Raw genomic sequence first — 15,811 nt, 5'->3', positions numbered from 1 at the left:
CCGGCCCCACCCAGGCCACCTGCGCACGCCGGTTCAGCCGCGCGCTATCCGCCGCCGTTCTCGTAGCGCCAGGCGCCGCGGTGCTGGGTCGCGTCGCGGATTTCCCCGACGAGCTGCTCGATCACGTCCTCGAGGAACACGACGCCCTGGGTCTCGCCTTCGGCCCCGATCACGCGCGCGAGGTGCAGGCCCGACTTCTGCATGGCCGAGAGCGCGTCCTCGATCTCGTCGTCGGGACGCAGGTTTGCCAGCGAGCGCACGCGGGACTCCCCCATGGGGCGGTTCCGCGCGTCGGGCGCGATGGCGAGCACGTCCTTGACGTGCAGGTAGCCCACGAGCTCGCCGTCGTCGTCGACCATGGGGAAGCGCGAGAAGCCCGTCTTCGCGACCGCCTTCTCGAACTCCACGGGAGTGGTCGAAGACGGCAGTGACACGAGGTCCCGGACCGGGACCATGATGGACTCGGCCGTCTGGTCCGAGAACTCGAGCGCGCCCGAGAGCAGCCCCGACTCGTCGTCGACGAGCCCGTGCCGCCTCGATTCCTCGACGATCGCCTGGACCTCCTCGAGCGTGAAGCTCGAGGTGACCTCGTCCTTCGGCTCGACCCGCAGCAGCCGCAGGATCGCGTTGGCCGTGCTGTTGAGCGCGTGGATCACGGGCCGCACCACACGCGCGACCCCCATGAGCGCCGGCGCGAGGAGGAGGGCGGAGCGGTCCGCGGCCGAGACCGAGATGTTCTTCGGCACCATCTCGCCGAAGGTCACGTGGAGGAACGTCACGACTGCGAGCGCCGTGACGAAGCCGACCCCGTCTGCGAGCTCAGCGGGGAGGCCGAGCGTGTCGTGCAGCGGGTCGCTGATCAGGTGGTGGATCGCGGGCTCCGCGACCTGGAGGATCAGGAGTGAGCAGACCGTGATCCCGAGCTGCGCGCACGCGAGCATGAGGGAGACGCTCTCCATCGCACGCAGCGTGGTGCGCGCGCGGCCGGAGCCGGCATCGGCCAGAGGCTCGATCTGGCTGCGGCGCGCGCTCATGATGGCGAACTCGGCGCCGACGAAGAAGGCATTCGCGGCCAGCAGGACCGCGAGCCAGAGGATCCCTGCCCAGTCGCCTGTCATGCCGTCTCCCCCCCACCGTCAGCGCGCCGGGCCACGAACTTGAGCCGGTCCACCCGGCGGCCGTCCATGCGGACCACCTCGACCCGCCCGCCCTCGAGCTCGATCACGTCCCCCGTCTGAGCGATCCGGCCGAGGGCGCTCATCACGAAGCCCCCGACCGTCTCGTAGGCGGGGCTGTCCTCGACCTCGAGGCCGGGCACCTGCTCGGTGACCTCGTCCGGGCGCATGAGCCCCGGGAAGTACCAGTCCCCCGCCGCGCTCTGCAGGACGCCCTGGGCGAGCCGGTCGTGCTCGTCCGCGACCTCGCCCACGATCTCCTCGACGAGGTCCTCGAGCGTCACGATCCCGGCAGTGCCGCCGTACTCGTCCAGGACGACCGCGAGCTGGAGGTTGCCCTCGCGCAGCTGCGCGATGAGCGCATCGAGGTGGATCGTCTCGGGGACCCGCAGCACCTCGGCCATGATGGCACCTGCCTCGAGGGCGGCACGGCGCTCCTCGGGGACGGCGACTGCCTTCTTGACGTGCACGACCCCGCGGATGTCGTCCGGCGAGTCGCCGATGACGGGGAAGCGGGAGTGCCCGGTGTGCCGCGCGGCCTCGACCACCGTGTCGACGGATGCGGTCGCCTCCACGGTCGTGACGCGCATGCGCGGCGTCATGACGTCCGCGGCGGTGCGCTCCGAGAAGCTCAGCGTGCGGGACACGAAGCGGGCCGTTCCCTCGTCGAGCGTGCCGAGCTCGGCCGAGCGGCGCACGAGGGAGGCGAGTTCCGCAGGCGAGCGGGCGCCGGAGATCTCCTCCTTGGCCTCGATCCCCACAGCGTGGAGCACCCGGTTGGAGAAGCCGTTGAGGACCACGATCGCGGGCTTGAAGACGGCCGTGAAGACGAGCTGGGCCGGGGCCACGGCGCGGCCCACCGCGAGGGCCCGGGCGATCGCGAGGTTCTTGGGCACGAGCTCGCCGACCACCATCGAGGCGAGGGTCGCGAGCACCATCGCGACGGTGAGGGACACGGCTCCGGCGGCGGGGATGCCGAGCCCGGCCAGCGGCGCCTCGAGCAGGCGTCCCACCGAGGGCTCCATGACGTAGCCGGTGAGCAGCGTGGTGAGCGTGATGCCGAGCTGGCAGCTCGAGAGCTGGGTCGAGAGGGTCTTGAGGCAGCGCAGGAGCGAGGCGGCGCCGGGCTCGCCAGCCTGGATGCTGCGCTGGACAGTGGCCTGGTCGAGGGCCACGAGCGAGAACTCGACGGCCACGAAGAAGCCCGTGCCGAGGATGAGGAGGACGCCGACGCCGAGGAGGAGCCATTCCACGCTCAGACACCACCGCCCGCGCGGGATGAGGTCCCGACATGCCGGGAGTGCACGGAGCTCGGCCGCAGGGGGCGGTCAGGCTTCGGCAGGCGGCGCGGCTGCTCGCGGCAGGCAGGTCGGGAGGGGAGGGAGGGAACGCGGTGTCTGCCGGCGCGGCGGCCACGCTGGCCCCGAGGGGTCACGCGGCCGGGCCGGCATCTAGAGGGGCCGTCCATAGTGGCTCCAGCGTAGCAGCGCGGGCCCGCCCGCAGGGTGGGGTCCGCCGGGCGGATCCGGCGGCCATGGAGACGCCGATGGAGGGACGCGCCGGGCGATTGTCGGAATGCGCATCGTGGTCACTACACTGTCAAGGAGCGTGTGCCCCCTCGAGGGGAGCACGGTGGTCGGCGGATCCGGCCAGCCCCCCTGGACACTGTCCCTGGACACTGTGTGCCGGCTGCTATCGCGGGCGCCCGGGGTGGAGGCATGGAGCCGCCTGACTGCGGGCCAACGTATCGATGGAAGAGGCGTAACTCCAGTGCCAGAACTGCCAACCCACCGCCTGCCCGAGGAATTCGGCGGCAATGAGTGGCTTGTGGACGAGCTCTACGAGCAGTACCAGCAGAACAAGAATTCCGTGGACGCCAAGTGGTGGCCGCTGTTCGAGTCCTTCGACTCGGACAGCGGCCACACGTCCAACGGCACGGTGAAGGCGCCGGCCGAGTACGCGTCCACGCGGCAGGAGCCCCCGGCCCCGCCAAGCCGGCCGTCCGCGCCCGAGGCCCAGGGCGCAGCGGCACCCGGCCCGCAGGCCCCGGCAGCACCGGCGGCGGCAGCACCGGCGTCGTCCGCCCAGCCCGCCCAGGCTGCCCAGCCCCCTCAGGCCGCCCAGCCTGCGGCCGCCCCCGCGCCGAAGAAGGGCTCGGCCGCGGTCGTGCGGGACGGCGCCAAGCCGTCCTCCACCGGCCTCATCCCGGCCCAGCTGCCGAAGACGGCCAAGGACGAGACGATCGAAGAGGACATCGTCTCGCCGCTGCGCGGGCCGGCCAAGGCCATCGCCTCCAACATGGTCACGAGCCTCGAGGTGCCCACCGCGACCACGGTGCGCGCGGTGCCGGCCAAGCTCCTCATGGACAACCGGGTCGTGATCAACAACCACCTCACGCGCGTCCGCGGCGGCAAGGTCTCGTTCACGCACCTCATCGGCTTCGCCGTGATCCGCGCGCTCAAGCTCATGCCGTCGATGAACGTCTCCTACAACGAGGTGGACGGCAAGCCGGTCGCGATCCAGCACGCGCACGTCAACTTCGGCATCGCTATCGACCTGCCGAAGGACGACGGCACGCGCCTGCTCGTGGTGCCGAACGTCAAGAAGGCCGAGACGATGAACTTCTCGGACTTCTGGCACACGTACGAGGACCTCATCAAGCGGGCCCGCAACGGCAAGCTCACCGCGGACGACTACGCGGGCACCACCGTCTCGCTCACCAACCCCGGCGGCATCGGCACCGTGCATTCCGTCCCCCGCCTGTCCAAGGGCCAGGCTGCGATCGTCGGCGTCGGTGCCCTCGAGTACCCAGCCGAGTTCCAGGGCTCGAGCGAGAAGATCCTCGCCCAGCAGGCGGTCGGCAAGATCATCACCCTGACCTCGACGTACGACCACCGCGTCATCCAGGGCGCGGGCTCGGGCGAGTTCCTGCGGATCGTGCACCAGCTCCTCCTCGGCGAGCAGGGCTTCTACGACGAGATCTTCGAATCCCTCCGCATCCCCTACGAGCCCGTGCGCTGGAGCCCGGACCTCCAGGTCAACCCCGAGGACGCCATCAACAAGGTGGCCCGGATCCAGCAGCTCATCCATGCGTTCCGCGTGCGCGGCCACCTCATGGCGGACACCAACCCGCTCGAGTACGTGCAGCGCAAGCACCCGGACCTGGACGTCCTCACCTACGGCCTCACGCTGTGGGACCTGGACCGCGAGTGGCCCACGGGCGGCTTCGGCGGCCGGCCGAAGATGAAGTTCCGTGACATCCTCGGGGTCCTCCGCGACGCCTACTGCCGCACCACCGGCACCGAGTACATGCACCTCCAGGAGCCTGCCGAGCGCAAGTGGTTCCAGGACGAGATCGAGCACCCGTACAAGAAGCCCAGCCGCGAGGAGCAGCTGCGCATCGTGTCCCGGCTGAACTCGGCTGAGGCGTTCGAGACGTTCCTCCAGACCAAGTTCGTGGGGCAGAAGCGCTTCTCCCTCGAGGGCGGAGAGTCCCTCATCCCGCTCCTCGACGCCGTCCTGTCCGAGGCTGCCGAGGACGAGCTGGACGAGGTGGCCATCGGCATGGCGCACCGCGGCCGCCTCAACGTGCTGACCAACATCGCGGGCAAGACCTACGCCCAGGTGTTCCGCGAGTTCGAAGGCACCCAGGACCCGCGCAGCGTGCAGGGCTCCGGCGACGTGAAGTACCACCTCGGCACCGAGGGCACGTTCACGGCTGAGAACGGCAAGCAGACCAAGGTCTACCTCGCCGCGAACCCCTCGCACCTCGAGGCTGTGGACCCGGTCCTCGAGGGGATCGTCCGCGCCAAGCAGGATCGCCTCGACCGGGGAGAGTCCTTCCCGGTCCTGCCGATCCTCGTCCACGGCGACGCGGCGTTCGCGGGCCAGGGCGTCGTCGCGGAGACCCTGAACCTCTCGCAGCTGCGCGGCTACCGCACCGGCGGCACGATCCACATCATCGTCAACAACCAGGTCGGGTTCACCACCTCGCCAGCGTCCTCGCGCTCCTCGGTCTACTCGACCGACGTGGCGAAGATGGTCCAGGCACCGGTGTTCCACGTCAACGGCGACGACCCCGAGGCGGTCGTCCGCGTGGCGCAGCTCGCGTACCGCTTCCGCCAGCGGTTCCACAAGGACGTCGTCATCGACCTCGTGTGCTACCGCCGCCGCGGCCACAACGAGGGTGACGACCCGTCGATGACCCAGCCGCTCATGTACAACCTCATCGAGGCCAAGCGATCGGTCCGCAAGCTCTACACCGAGAGCCTCATCGGCCGCGGGGACATCACGCAGGAAGAGGCGGAGCAGCTCCTGCGCGACTACCAGGAGCGCCTCGAGCGCGTCTTCGCCGAGACCCACGCGGCTCAGACCTCGCCGATCCCGATCGTCACGGCGGACTCGAAGGCGGTTGCCGACCTAGAGCGCCCGATCGCGCAGCAGCAGGACGACGGCGACGCGCGTGTCCCCCGCTCGACCGCGATCAGCGCCGAGCTCCTCAACCGCATCGGGGAGGCCCACACCCAGATCCCCGAGTCGTTCACGGTCCACCCCAAGCTCAAGCAGCTCCTCGACCGTCGCGCCCAGATGGCCCGCGAGGGCGGGATCGACTGGGGCTTCGGCGAGGTCGCGGCCTTCGGCTCCCTCATCACCGAGGGCGTTCCGGTCCGCATTGCGGGGCAGGACTCGCGCCGCGGAACGTTCGTGCAGCGCCACGCGGTGTTCCACGACCGTGCGACAGGTGCCGAGTGGACTCCGCTCGCGAACCTGGCCGACGACCAGGCCAAGCTCTCGATCTACGACTCCTCCCTCTCGGAGTACGCCGCGCTCGGGTTCGAGTACGGCTACTCTGTGGAGCGGCCCGAGGCCCTCGTGGCCTGGGAGGCGCAGTTCGGCGACTTCGTCAACGGCGCGCAGACGGTGATCGACGAGTTCATCTCCTCCGCCGAGCAGAAGTGGGGCCAGCGCAGCTCGGTCGTCATGCTCCTCCCGCACGGCTACGAGGGGCAGGGCCCGGACCACTCCTCGGCCCGGATCGAGCGCTTCCTCCAGCTGTGCGCCGAGGACAACATGGTGGTGGCCCAGCCGAGCACCCCGGCCTCGCACTTCCACCTCCTGCGCCGCCAGGCGTACAGCCGACCGCGCAAGCCGCTGATCGTCTTCACGCCCAAGCAGCTGCTGCGCCTCAAGGGCGCGGCCTCCTCGGTCGAGGACTTCACGACCGGCTCGTTCCGCCCCGTGATCGGCGAGCACGAGCAGCTGGACGCGAACGCCGTGGACCGCGTGGTCCTCGTCTCGGGACGCCTGTACTACGACCTCCTCGCCGCCCGCACCAAGGCCAAGGACACCCGCACGGCGCTCGTCCGCGTCGAGCAGCTGTACCCGCTGCCGCAGGCTGAGATCGAGGCGGAGCTCGCGAAGTACCCGAACGCGGAGATCGTCTGGGCGCAGGACGAGCCCGCCAACCAGGGCCCCTGGCCGTTCATGGGGATCACCCTCGTGCCGGCGCTCGAGCGCCGCGTGCGCCTCGTGTCCCGTCCGGCATCCGCTGCGACGAGCGCGGGCTCCATGAAGCGCCACAGCGCCGAGCAGGAGGTCCTCCTCCGCGAGGCCTTCGCGCGGGCCTAGTCCCCTTCCGCCGCGCACCGCGGTGAGCACGACGCCGGCCGGGCACCTCGAGCACGAGGCGCCCGGCCGGCGTCGTCTGCCCGGTCTGCGCCCGCGCCCTGGTCTTCGCCGTCGAGGAGCAGGCGCATATCTCCGGGCGCGCAACCTGCGCACACCGCCGCGCCCCTGCGCGCGAGCCCGCGCGCCTTCGCTAGACTCGGAGGCCGGGAGCTGCGGGCATCCGCCCGGAAGCACAGCCTCCCGGAACACAGGCTCACCGGCCGGACGAGGGGAGAGCGCATTGGCGCACGAGAGGAAGCTTCGCCTCGCGGCGATCGGCGACGAGCTCTTGGCGGGCACGGGTGACCCACGGGCGCTCGGGTGGATCGGACGCGTGCTCGCGCGCACCCCGCGGGAGGAGCTGACCCTCGAGAGCTACGTCCTCGCCGCCCCCGATGAGGGCACCGAGGCGCTGACCGCCCGATGGGAGGCCGAGGCCCTGCGGCGCTTCGCCGACGGCTACGAGAACCGCCTCGTGATCGGGCTCTCGGGCAGGGACATCGAGTTCGGCGTCTCCCCCGCCCGCAGCCGCCTGAACCTCGCGAACATCCTCGACTCGGCGCACCAGAACAGCATGGAGGTCTTCGTGGTGGGCCCGCCTCCCACGCTCGACCCGGCGCAGAACCGGCGCCTCGCAGAGCTCAACACGGCGTTCGCAGACGTCACGACGCGCCGCAGCCACTACTACGTGGACACTTTCTCCCCCCTGCTGAACCACGAGCAGTGGCGCGGCGACCTCGCGGCCAACGCCGGTGCCCCGGGACAGGCAGGGTACGGACTCATCGCATGGCTCGTCCTGCACAGGGGCTGGTTCCCCTGGCTGCGCCTCCCCCAGCCCCAGTAGCGCGGGCACCGCAGCCGCCGGCACCCCAGCGGCCGGACGGTCTTTTAGGCGCGGCGCCCCCGGTATGGGAGACTTGAGGGCGGCCTTCTCGGCCAAGCAGTCCAACTAGTCGAAGGAGGCCAGCTATGAGCAAGCGAGCACGCAAGCGCCGTGACCGCAAGCGCGGCGGCGCGAACCACGGCAAGCGCCCCAACACCTGAGCGCAGCTGTGACGCGGCAGGCCCCGGACCACTCGGTCCGGGGCCTTCTGCTGTTCTGGGGGCGGGTCCTGTTCTGGACCTGGTCCTGTCTGAGGCCCCGCCGAGGGCTCAGGCCTCCGTGCGCAGGGCGTGGATCCTGCCGAGGATCGCGTCCTTGAGCTTCTCCGGCGCCTGCTCGTGGCAGCTGCGCTTGATCGCAGAGCGGATCACGCACTCGAGGTCATGCTCCTCGAGGCACTCAGGGCACGTGTCGAGGTGCTCCTTGATCTCGGCCACGTCATGGGCCGGGAGCGCCCCGTCGAGGTACTCGTAGAGCCGCTGGAGGCGGCTGTCGTCGCAGTCGCCCAGTCCCTGGCAGTCGTTCATGGTTGGTTCTCCTGGGCTGTCGTGCTCGCATTCCCCTGTGTGCCGTGCACAGCGCCGGTCTGGGCGGCGGCCCCTGCTTCGCCGTCCAGCGCCGCGCCGTTCTGCGCCGCGACCGCCGCCCGCGCACCGGCGAACCCGCGGTCTGCCGCGTAGCCCGCGAGCCGGTCCCGGAGCATCTTCCGGCCGCGGTGCAGCCGGCTCATGACCGTGCCGATCGGAGTGTTCATGATCTCGGAGATCTCCTTGTACGCGAACCCCTCCACGTCGGCGAAGTAGACCGCGAGACGGAACTCCTCGGGGATCGAGGCGAGCGCCTCCTTCACGTCGGAGTCCGGCAGCCTGTCGAGGGCCTCCGCCTCCGCCGAGCGCAGGCCGCTGGACGTGTGCGATTCGGCCCGTGCGAGCTGCCAGTCCTCGACGGTGTCCGTCGCGGCCTGCTGGGGCTCGCGCTGGCGCTTGCGGTAGAGGTTGATGTACGTGTTCGTGAGGATCCGGTACAGCCAAGCCTTGAGGTTGGTGCCCGGGCGGTACTGGTGGAAGGCCGCGAAGGCCTTCGCGTACGACTCCTGGACGAGGTCCTCGGCATCGGACGGATTCCGGGCCATGCGCATCGCCGCCGAGTACAGCTGGTCGACGTACTGCATCGCATCGCGCTCGAACCGGGCGCGGCGCTCGTCCGCGGTCTCCTCGCCGACCCCCGCGGCCGGGGCCTCGGCTGTCTCGGACACGCCGACGCCGCCGGAGGACTCGGCTGCGGATCCTGGCTCGCGGGGCTCGGGGCTGCTCATTGCCGACCAGTCTACTGTCGGGGCGAGGGCGGGAGGGTCAAGGACCAGCACACGCACCTCCTGGATTCCGGTTCGCTGTTCCGCCCGGCACAACACCGCCGCCGCAGGAAAATATTCCCCAAAGGTGCGAGACTGGGACCCGTCGGAGCACGTCACCGAACAGCCCAGGAGGCCACATGTCCGCAGTCCGATTCCTCGCCCGACCGCTCCTTGCCTCGTCATTCATCATCGCGGGCGCGGACAAGCTGAAGAACGCGGACGACACGGCAGAGCAGCTCTCCCCGGTGCTCCGGCGCGCGGCGGACGCCCTGCCGGTCCGCATCGAGGAGCGCACCCTGGCCCGGGCGGTGGGGGCAACCCAGCTCGGCGCCGGTGTCCTGTACGCGCTCGGCAAGGCGCCCCGGTTCTCTGCCACGCTCCTCGCCATCACGAGTGCGCTCAACACCTTCGTAGAGTGGCGCACGGCAGACATCAGCTCCCCCGAGGGACGCGCGGCCCGCCGCGCCGCCCTCCTGAAGAACCTGTCCCTCGGCGGAGGCGTGCTGCTCGCCTCGGTCGACACCGCGGGACGCCCGTCCCTCGCATGGCGCGCCCAGCACCTCGCGGCGGACACCGCCAAGGCCTCGCGCCGCCAGCTCGCGCGCGCCGACAAGAGCCTGCACCGGGCCGAGCGCGCCGTCCGCTCAGCCGCGCGCGACGCCGTCGAGACGGCTTCCGGCGTGCTCGCATGAGCGCTGCCTGGCCTGCCCCCTTCGCCACGCGCCCGGTCGACGCGACGGTCACGGTCCCCGGCTCGAAGTCGCTCACGAACCGCTACCTCATCCTCGCGGCCCTCGCCGACGGACCGAGCCGGCTGCGCGCCCCGCTGCACTCACGCGACTCGGCACTCATGGTCGCGGCCCTGCGCGCGCTCGGGGCCCGCATCACAGAGGCCGAGGGCGACGGCGACTACGGGCCGGACCTCCTCGTCCAACCCATCCCCACCCCTTCCGAGGTGGGGCGCACGGCGGTGGACTGCGGACTCGCCGGCACGGTCATGCGCTTCGTGCCGCCGCTCGCCGCGCTGTGCCGGGGCGAGATCGCGTTCGACGGCGATCCGCACGCCCGGGTGCGTCCCATGGGTCCCGTGATCGACGCCCTCGCTTCCCTCGGCGTCGGCCTGTCCTCCCCCGGCGCCCCCGCCGGCGCCCGGGGACGTGCGGAGCGACCGGCATCGCTGCCGTTCACCGTGCACGGCACCGGCTCCGTGCGCGGCGGGCACGTGGTGCTCGACGCATCCGGCTCGAGCCAGTTCGTCTCGGCGCTGCTCCTGGCCGGGGCGCGCTTCGAGGAGGGCCTGCACCTCGAGCACTCGGGCCCGCCTGTGCCGAGCCTCGACCATATCGCCATGACCGTGACGGTCCTGCGCGGGCTCGGCGTCGAGGTGGATGACTCGAGGCCGGGCCACTGGATCGTCTCGCCCGGCACTGTGCGGGCCTTCGACGTGCGGATCGAGCAGGACCTCTCCAATGCGGGGCCGTTCCTCGCCGCCGCGCTCGCCACGGGCGGCACCGTCCGGGTGCCGAACTGGCCGGACGGCACGACCCAGGTCGGGGACGCGTGGCGCGAGATCCTCCCCCGTCTGGGGGCAGAAGTGACGCTCGAGGACGGCACGCTCACCGTCCGCGGCGGCGCGCGCATCACCGGCGCGGAGCTCGCGGACACGAGCGAGCTCGCGCCCACGGTCGCGGCGCTGTGCGCGCTCGCCGACTCGCCCTCCCGGCTCACCGGCATCGCGCACCTGCGCGGGCACGAGACCGACCGGCTGGCCGCCCTCGTCGCCGAGATCCGGCGCCTCGGCGGCGACGCGGAGGAGACGGAGGACGGGCTCGTGATCCGCCCTGCCGCGCTGCGCGGGGCCCTCGTCCGCTCCTACGCGGACCACCGCATGGCCACCGCGGGAGCAATCTGGGGACTCGCCGTCGAGGGCGTCGAGGTGGACGACATCGCCACGACGTCGAAGACCATGCCGGAGTTCCCCCAGATGTGGGCCCGCATGCTCGCCCAGGGGAGCAGCGCCGTCGAACGCGACGCCGGGCAGCCCTCAGACGTGCAGCACGCAGTCGGCCACGAGGGAGCCAACGCCTGACATGCCGCGCGAGTGGGACGAGAGCGACGTCCGCGTCCGGCCGAACAAGCGCGGCAGCCGGCCGAGGACCAAGGACCGCCCGAGCCATGAGGACGCCGTGCTCGGGCGCATCGTCACGGTGGACCGCGGCCGCTACACGGCGATCGTCGCCGAGGACACGCCGGACGAGCGGCTTGTCATCGCGGCCCGTGCGCGCGAGCTGAGGCGCACCCCGGTGGTCCCCGGGGACTTCGTGGGCCTTGTGGGGGACGTGAGCGGCGGGCCCGACACGCTCGCGCGGCTCGTGCGGGTCGAGGAGCGCTCCACCCTCCTGCGGCGCAGCGCGGACGACACGGACCCGGTCGAGCGGGTCGTCGTCGCCAATGCCGACCAGCTCGTGATCGTGGTCGCGGCCGCCAACCCCGAACCGCGCACGGGCTTCATCGACCGTGCACTCGTCGCCGCGTACGACGCCGGGATCGAGCCGCTCCTCCTCGTGACCAAGGCGGACCTCAAGGATCCCGCCCCACTCCTGGCGACCTACGAGCAGCTGCCGCTGACCGTCGTCGTGAGCCGCACGGCCGGGCCCGCGGCTCCGGGCGAGGACACCGGCCAAGGGGCCGCCGCGGAAGCGGCCAGCATCGATGCCCGCGCCGCCGACGGCTCCTCCGCACGGCTCGACGCCGCAGCGGTCGAGACGCTCCGCGCCGAGCTCGGCGGCCGCGTCACCGTGCTCCTGGGCCACTCCGGGGTCGGCAAGTCCACCATGGTCAACGCCCTCACGGGGGCGGACCGCGCCACCGGCGGCGTCAACGCCGTCACCGGGCGCGGGCGGCACACCTCCTCCTCTGCGCTCGCCCTGCGGCTCGCCGACGCGCCGCCGGGCAGCTGGATCATCGACACCCCCGGCATCCGCTCGTTCGGGCTCGCCCACGTGGACCCGGACCGCATCCTCGCCGCCTTCCCGGACCTCGAACCCGGCACCGAGGCCTGCGAGCGCGGATGCCGGCACGACGCCGCGGCCGTGGGCTGCGGCCTCGACGCCTGGGTCGCGGACGGCGAGGCGGGCGACGCCGGTCCCGCCCGCCTCGCTTCCCTGCGACGCCTCCTCGGCGCAGACCCCCGCGAGGAGGCGCAGGAGTCCAAGGTCCTCGGCAGCTGAACGCGGCGGCGCCCACGACGCGGCGCCTCCACGCCCACACCCGCGGCGCCCACGACGCGGCGCCTCCCCCGGCCGTTCGCGGCGAGGCGATAGCGTAAGTGCCATGATCGCTGCCCCCGAGACGTACAACGACGACCTCCGCCTCGCACACGTGCTGGCCGACTCCGTCGACGCCCAGACGATGGAGAGGTTCAAGGCCCTCGACCTCAAGGTCGAGACCAAGCCGGACCTCACGCCCGTCACCGACGCCGACCGGGCCGCGGAGGAGGCCATCCGGGGGCAGCTCTCCCGCTCGCGTCCGCGGGACGCCGTGGTGGGCGAGGAGTTCGGGACCACGGGGCACGGCTCCCGCCGCTGGATCATCGACCCGATCGACGGGACGAAGAACTTCGTGCGCGGCGTCCCGGTGTGGGCCACGCTCATCGCCCTCGCGGACGGGGACGAGGTCGTGGTCGGGGTGGTCAGCGCCCCGGCGCTGGGCCGCCGGTGGTGGGCGGTCAAGGGCGCCGGCGCCTATACGGGCCGGTCCCTCGCGTCCGCGACGCGGCTGCACGTGAGCAACGTGTCGCGCCTCGAGGACGCTTCCCTGTCCTACTCGAGCCTGAGCGGGTGGAAGGAACGGGGCACGCTGGACAGCTTCCTGGGCCTCACCGAGGACGTCTGGCGCACGCGCGCGTACGGCGACTTCTGGTCCTACTGCCTCCTTGCCGAGGGCGCCGTCGACATCGCCACCGAGCCGGAGCTGGCGCTCTACGACATGGCGGCGCTCGTGCCGATCGTCACCGAGGCCGGCGGCCGCTTCACCTCGCTCGAGGGAGAGGACGGGCCGTGGGGAGGCAATGCCGTGGCCACGAACGGGATTCTCCACTCCGAGGTCCTCTCCCGCCTGACCCCGGGCTACGACGACCTCCTCTGATTCCGGGGCCGGACCTCTTGGCGGATGCCACGTCGAATTTCGTCACAGAGGACCGTTCCCCGTAGGCCACGGATGCGCGCCCGCGCGTCCGTGGCCTACTCTCTTCAACAGGTCACGAGTGCCAGCGCGAAACCCCGGTTTGCTGGCCGGCAACCCTCCTGACGCGGTGGGGTGCCCCGGGTGACGACCAGGCCGGTCCGGAGCGGACCCGGCAAGCGCGGACCCCCACGGGTCCCTCCAACGCGAGGACTCTGCCATGGACACTGCCCTGCCCACCCTTCCCGGCCCTTCCCCGGTTTCCCCGGTGTCCCGGCTGTCCCGGATCGACGACGCCGACTACCCGCACGCCGTCGAGCCCCTCGCCGAGGTGGTCGGAGGCGCGCTGCTCGCGCCGCTCGTGGGCGGCGGGGAGGTGCGGTACGCGAACCTCGACTATGCGGCCTCCGCCCCCGCCCTCGCCGAGGTCGCCGACTATCTGGCCGAGATCCTCCCCTACTACGCGAGCGTGCACCGGGGAGCCGGCTATGCGTCCCAGGTCTCGACGAGCCTGTACGAGAATGCGCGCAGCACGGTGCGCTCGTTCGTCGGCGCCCGGGCCGACGACGCGGTGGTCTTCACCCGCAACACCACCGACGCGCTCAACCTCCTCGCCCGCTGCCTCCCCCGCACGGGAGAGGTGCTCTACCTCGACCTCGAGCACCACGCGAACCTCCTGCCCTGGCAGGCGCGGCCGCACCGCAGCGTCGTCGCGGCCGACACGCTCGAGGAGACCGTCGAACGGGTCCGGCTCGCCCTCGCCGACGGGACCGTGGCCCTGCTCGCGGTGACGGGCGCCTCGAACGTCACGGGCGAGGTGCTGCCTGTCGCCGAGCTCGCCGCCCTCGCCCACGCGCACGGGGCCCGGATCGCGGTGGACGCCGCGCAGCTCGCGCCGCACCGCCGCATCGACATGGCCGGGGATGGCGCGGGGCAGGCGGACATCGACTATCTCGCGTTCTCGGGCCACAAGCTGTACGCGCCGTTCGGCGCCGGGGTGCTCGTGGGCAGGCCCGACTGGCTCGACGCCGGCGCGCCGTACCTCGCCGGCGGGGGTGCCGTGAAGGACGTGCGGCTCGACTCCGCGACATGGGCCACCGGGCCCGCGAGGCACGAGGCCGGCTCACCGAACGTGCTCGGCGCGGCGACCCTTGCCAAGGCCGCCCAGGTCCTCGCCGGGCTCAACCCCACGGCGTGGGACCTCCACGAGCTGCAGCTGCGCTCGGCGCTCATCGCCGGCCTCACGGCGGTCGACGGCGTCAAGGTCCACACGCTGTTCGCGGACCATGCGGGAGGCGCCCCGGGCGACGTCACCGGCGGAGGGACGATCGGCGTCGTCAACTTCTCCGTTGCCGGGCACGACGCGGGCCTGGCCGCCGCCTACCTCTCGGCCGAGCACGGGGTCGGCGTGCGGGACGGGCGGTTCTGCGCGCATCCGGTGCTGCGGCGGCTGGGGCTGCCCTCGGGTTCGCTGCGGGCGAGCTTCGGCGTCGGCTCGAGGCTCGAGGACGTCAGGCGGCTCGTGGCCGGTGTCGAGGCGCTCGTGTCCGGCGGGCTGGGCGGGGACTACCGCGTGGACGCGGGCCGCTGGGTCCCCGCGCACGATCCCCGGCCTTTCCCCGCGTGGGCTCCCAACACCCCGGGCACCGCTGGCGCCGCGCCCTGCGCGGCAGACGTCTGAGGCACCGCAGAGGCCTGAGGCCCCGCAGCCCGCGTCCCGCCGCCGCGTGTCCGCGTAGAGTGGAGGGCTGGGACGAACGGGAGGTGCCATGGGACGCGGCGGTCCGAAGCTGCATGACGCACGACGCCGGGAGCTCGCCCGGGCGTTCGAGGCCGGCGGCGAGCACTACGAGAGGGTCCGTCCGGGCTACCCGCCGGAGTCCGCGGAATGGCTCATCCCGGCCGGGGCGCGGACTGCGGTCGACTTCGGCGCCGGCACGGGGAAGTTCGCCGCACTCCTCCTCGAGCGCGGGCTCGAGGTCACGGCCGTGGACCCCTCGGCGGACATGCTCGCCCAGCTCTCGCGCAGCCACCCCGCGGTGCGCTGCGTCGTGGCGCCCGCCGAGGCCACGGGACTGCCCGACGGCTGCGCGGACCTCGTGGTCGCCGCGCAGGCGTGGCACTGGTTCGACCATGCCGCCGCGACGCGCGAGGCGGCCCGGCTGCTGCGCACGGGCGGCCGCGCCGGCCTGGTCTGGAACCAGCTCGACACCTCCGTCCCGTGGGTGCACCGCCTGACCCGGATCATGCACGCCGGGGACGTCCACAGGCCCGGGTACCGCCCGCCCACCGGGCCTGAGCTCACGGGCTGGGAGTCCGCCCTGTTCCCCTGGGAGGACCGGACCACGCCGGAAGGAATCGTGGAGCTCGCGCAGTCCCGCAGCTACTACCTCCGCGCCGACGCCCACCACCGGGCACGGGTCGAGGACAACCTCGCCTGGTACCTCTACGAGCACCTCGGGCACGCACCCGGCGAGTCCCTCGCGCTGCCCTACCTCACGCAGGCGTGGCGGGCTGCCGCCCGCTGACGCGGGAAGGGGCCAGACGCGT

At 72.3% G+C, this 15,811-nt stretch carries 13 protein-coding genes and 1 riboswitch; of the genes, 9 read left to right on the top strand and 4 right to left on the bottom strand.

What is annotated here, in order from left to right:
• Positions 1-44: 44 nt before the first annotated feature.
• Together ABCQ75_RS03300 and ABCQ75_RS03295 are read right to left on the bottom strand one after the other, a co-directional pair.
• Entirely contained in the window at positions 45-1,118 is a 1,074-nt protein-coding gene (locus tag ABCQ75_RS03300) for a hemolysin family protein (protein ID WP_345883091.1), read from the bottom strand.
• Positions 1,115-2,428: a hemolysin family protein gene (locus ABCQ75_RS03295; RefSeq protein WP_345883090.1), complete on the bottom strand. Its 1,314-nt coding sequence runs from the start codon at positions 2,426-2,428 to the stop codon at positions 1,115-1,117. Before ABCQ75_RS03295 ends, ABCQ75_RS03300 begins: the two co-directional genes overlap by 4 nt.
• 517 nt (positions 2,429-2,945) lie before the next feature.
• Between ABCQ75_RS03295 and ABCQ75_RS03290 the strand changes: the two genes are divergently transcribed.
• The 3 genes from ABCQ75_RS03290 to ABCQ75_RS16200 all read left to right on the top strand — a co-directional run bounded on the left by ABCQ75_RS03290 (position 2,946) and on the right by ABCQ75_RS16200 (position 7,886).
• Positions 2,946-6,803, top strand: coding sequence for a multifunctional oxoglutarate decarboxylase/oxoglutarate dehydrogenase thiamine pyrophosphate-binding subunit/dihydrolipoyllysine-residue succinyltransferase subunit (locus tag ABCQ75_RS03290; protein WP_345883089.1), 3,858 nt, complete (start codon positions 2,946-2,948; stop codon positions 6,801-6,803).
• Between the two features lie 280 nt (positions 6,804-7,083).
• A complete protein-coding gene (locus tag ABCQ75_RS03285; RefSeq protein ID WP_345883088.1) occupies positions 7,084-7,686 on the top strand; it encodes a GDSL-type esterase/lipase family protein in 603 nt (200 codons plus the stop codon).
• Between the two features lie 125 nt (positions 7,687-7,811).
• On the top strand, positions 7,812-7,886 hold the full coding sequence (locus ABCQ75_RS16200; protein WP_369299106.1) for a 50S ribosomal protein bL37: 75 nt from the start codon (positions 7,812-7,814) through the stop codon (positions 7,884-7,886).
• 108 nt (positions 7,887-7,994) lie between these two features.
• Here ABCQ75_RS16200 and rsrA read toward each other — a convergent pair whose 3' ends face one another.
• Positions 7,995-8,252 carry a mycothiol system anti-sigma-R factor gene (gene rsrA, locus ABCQ75_RS03280; protein ID WP_345883087.1) on the bottom strand — a complete coding sequence of 86 codons (258 nt, stop codon included), beginning with the start codon at positions 8,250-8,252 and terminating at the stop codon, positions 7,995-7,997.
• Complete coding sequence (locus tag ABCQ75_RS03275; RefSeq protein ID WP_345883086.1) at positions 8,249-9,040, bottom strand: sigma-70 family RNA polymerase sigma factor; 792 nt, start codon at positions 9,038-9,040, stop codon at positions 8,249-8,251. Before ABCQ75_RS03275 ends, rsrA begins: the two co-directional genes overlap by 4 nt.
• 176 nt (positions 9,041-9,216) lie before the next feature.
• Here ABCQ75_RS03275 and ABCQ75_RS03270 point away from each other — a divergent pair, with 176 nt between their 5' ends.
• From ABCQ75_RS03270 to ABCQ75_RS03245, 6 genes are all read left to right on the top strand, one after another.
• Positions 9,217-9,771 (top strand): DoxX family protein, encoded by a 555-nt coding sequence (locus ABCQ75_RS03270; RefSeq protein ID WP_345883085.1) that lies wholly within the window; start codon positions 9,217-9,219, stop codon positions 9,769-9,771.
• Positions 9,768-11,168, top strand: a complete 1,401-nt coding sequence (gene aroA / locus ABCQ75_RS03265) for a 3-phosphoshikimate 1-carboxyvinyltransferase (RefSeq protein WP_345883084.1) — start codon at positions 9,768-9,770, stop codon at positions 11,166-11,168. The genes ABCQ75_RS03270 and aroA overlap by 4 nt, the downstream gene beginning before the upstream one ends.
• Position 11,169: 1 nt before the next feature.
• On the top strand, positions 11,170-12,309 hold the full coding sequence (rsgA, locus tag ABCQ75_RS03260; protein WP_345883083.1) for a ribosome small subunit-dependent GTPase A: 1,140 nt from the start codon (positions 11,170-11,172) through the stop codon (positions 12,307-12,309).
• Positions 12,310-12,412: 103 nt separating this feature from the next.
• Complete coding sequence (hisN, locus tag ABCQ75_RS03255; protein ID WP_345883082.1) at positions 12,413-13,225, top strand: histidinol-phosphatase; 813 nt, start codon at positions 12,413-12,415, stop codon at positions 13,223-13,225.
• A 110-nt stretch (positions 13,226-13,335) separates the two neighbouring features.
• Positions 13,336-13,449: riboswitch (SAM riboswitch) on the top strand.
• A 32-nt stretch (positions 13,450-13,481) separates the two neighbouring features.
• A complete protein-coding gene (locus tag ABCQ75_RS03250) occupies positions 13,482-14,942 on the top strand; it encodes an aminotransferase class V-fold PLP-dependent enzyme (protein WP_345883081.1) in 1,461 nt (486 codons plus the stop codon).
• Between the two features lie 88 nt (positions 14,943-15,030).
• Complete coding sequence (locus ABCQ75_RS03245) at positions 15,031-15,789, top strand: class I SAM-dependent methyltransferase (protein ID WP_345883080.1); 759 nt, start codon at positions 15,031-15,033, stop codon at positions 15,787-15,789.
• The last annotated feature ends 22 nt before the right edge of the window (positions 15,790-15,811 follow it).

This window comes from Sinomonas halotolerans (genome assembly GCF_039615075.1).
GTDB classification, from domain to species: Bacteria; Actinomycetota; Actinomycetes; order Actinomycetales; family Micrococcaceae; genus Sinomonas; species Sinomonas halotolerans.
This window is presented reverse-complemented; position numbering and strand designations above follow the sequence as displayed.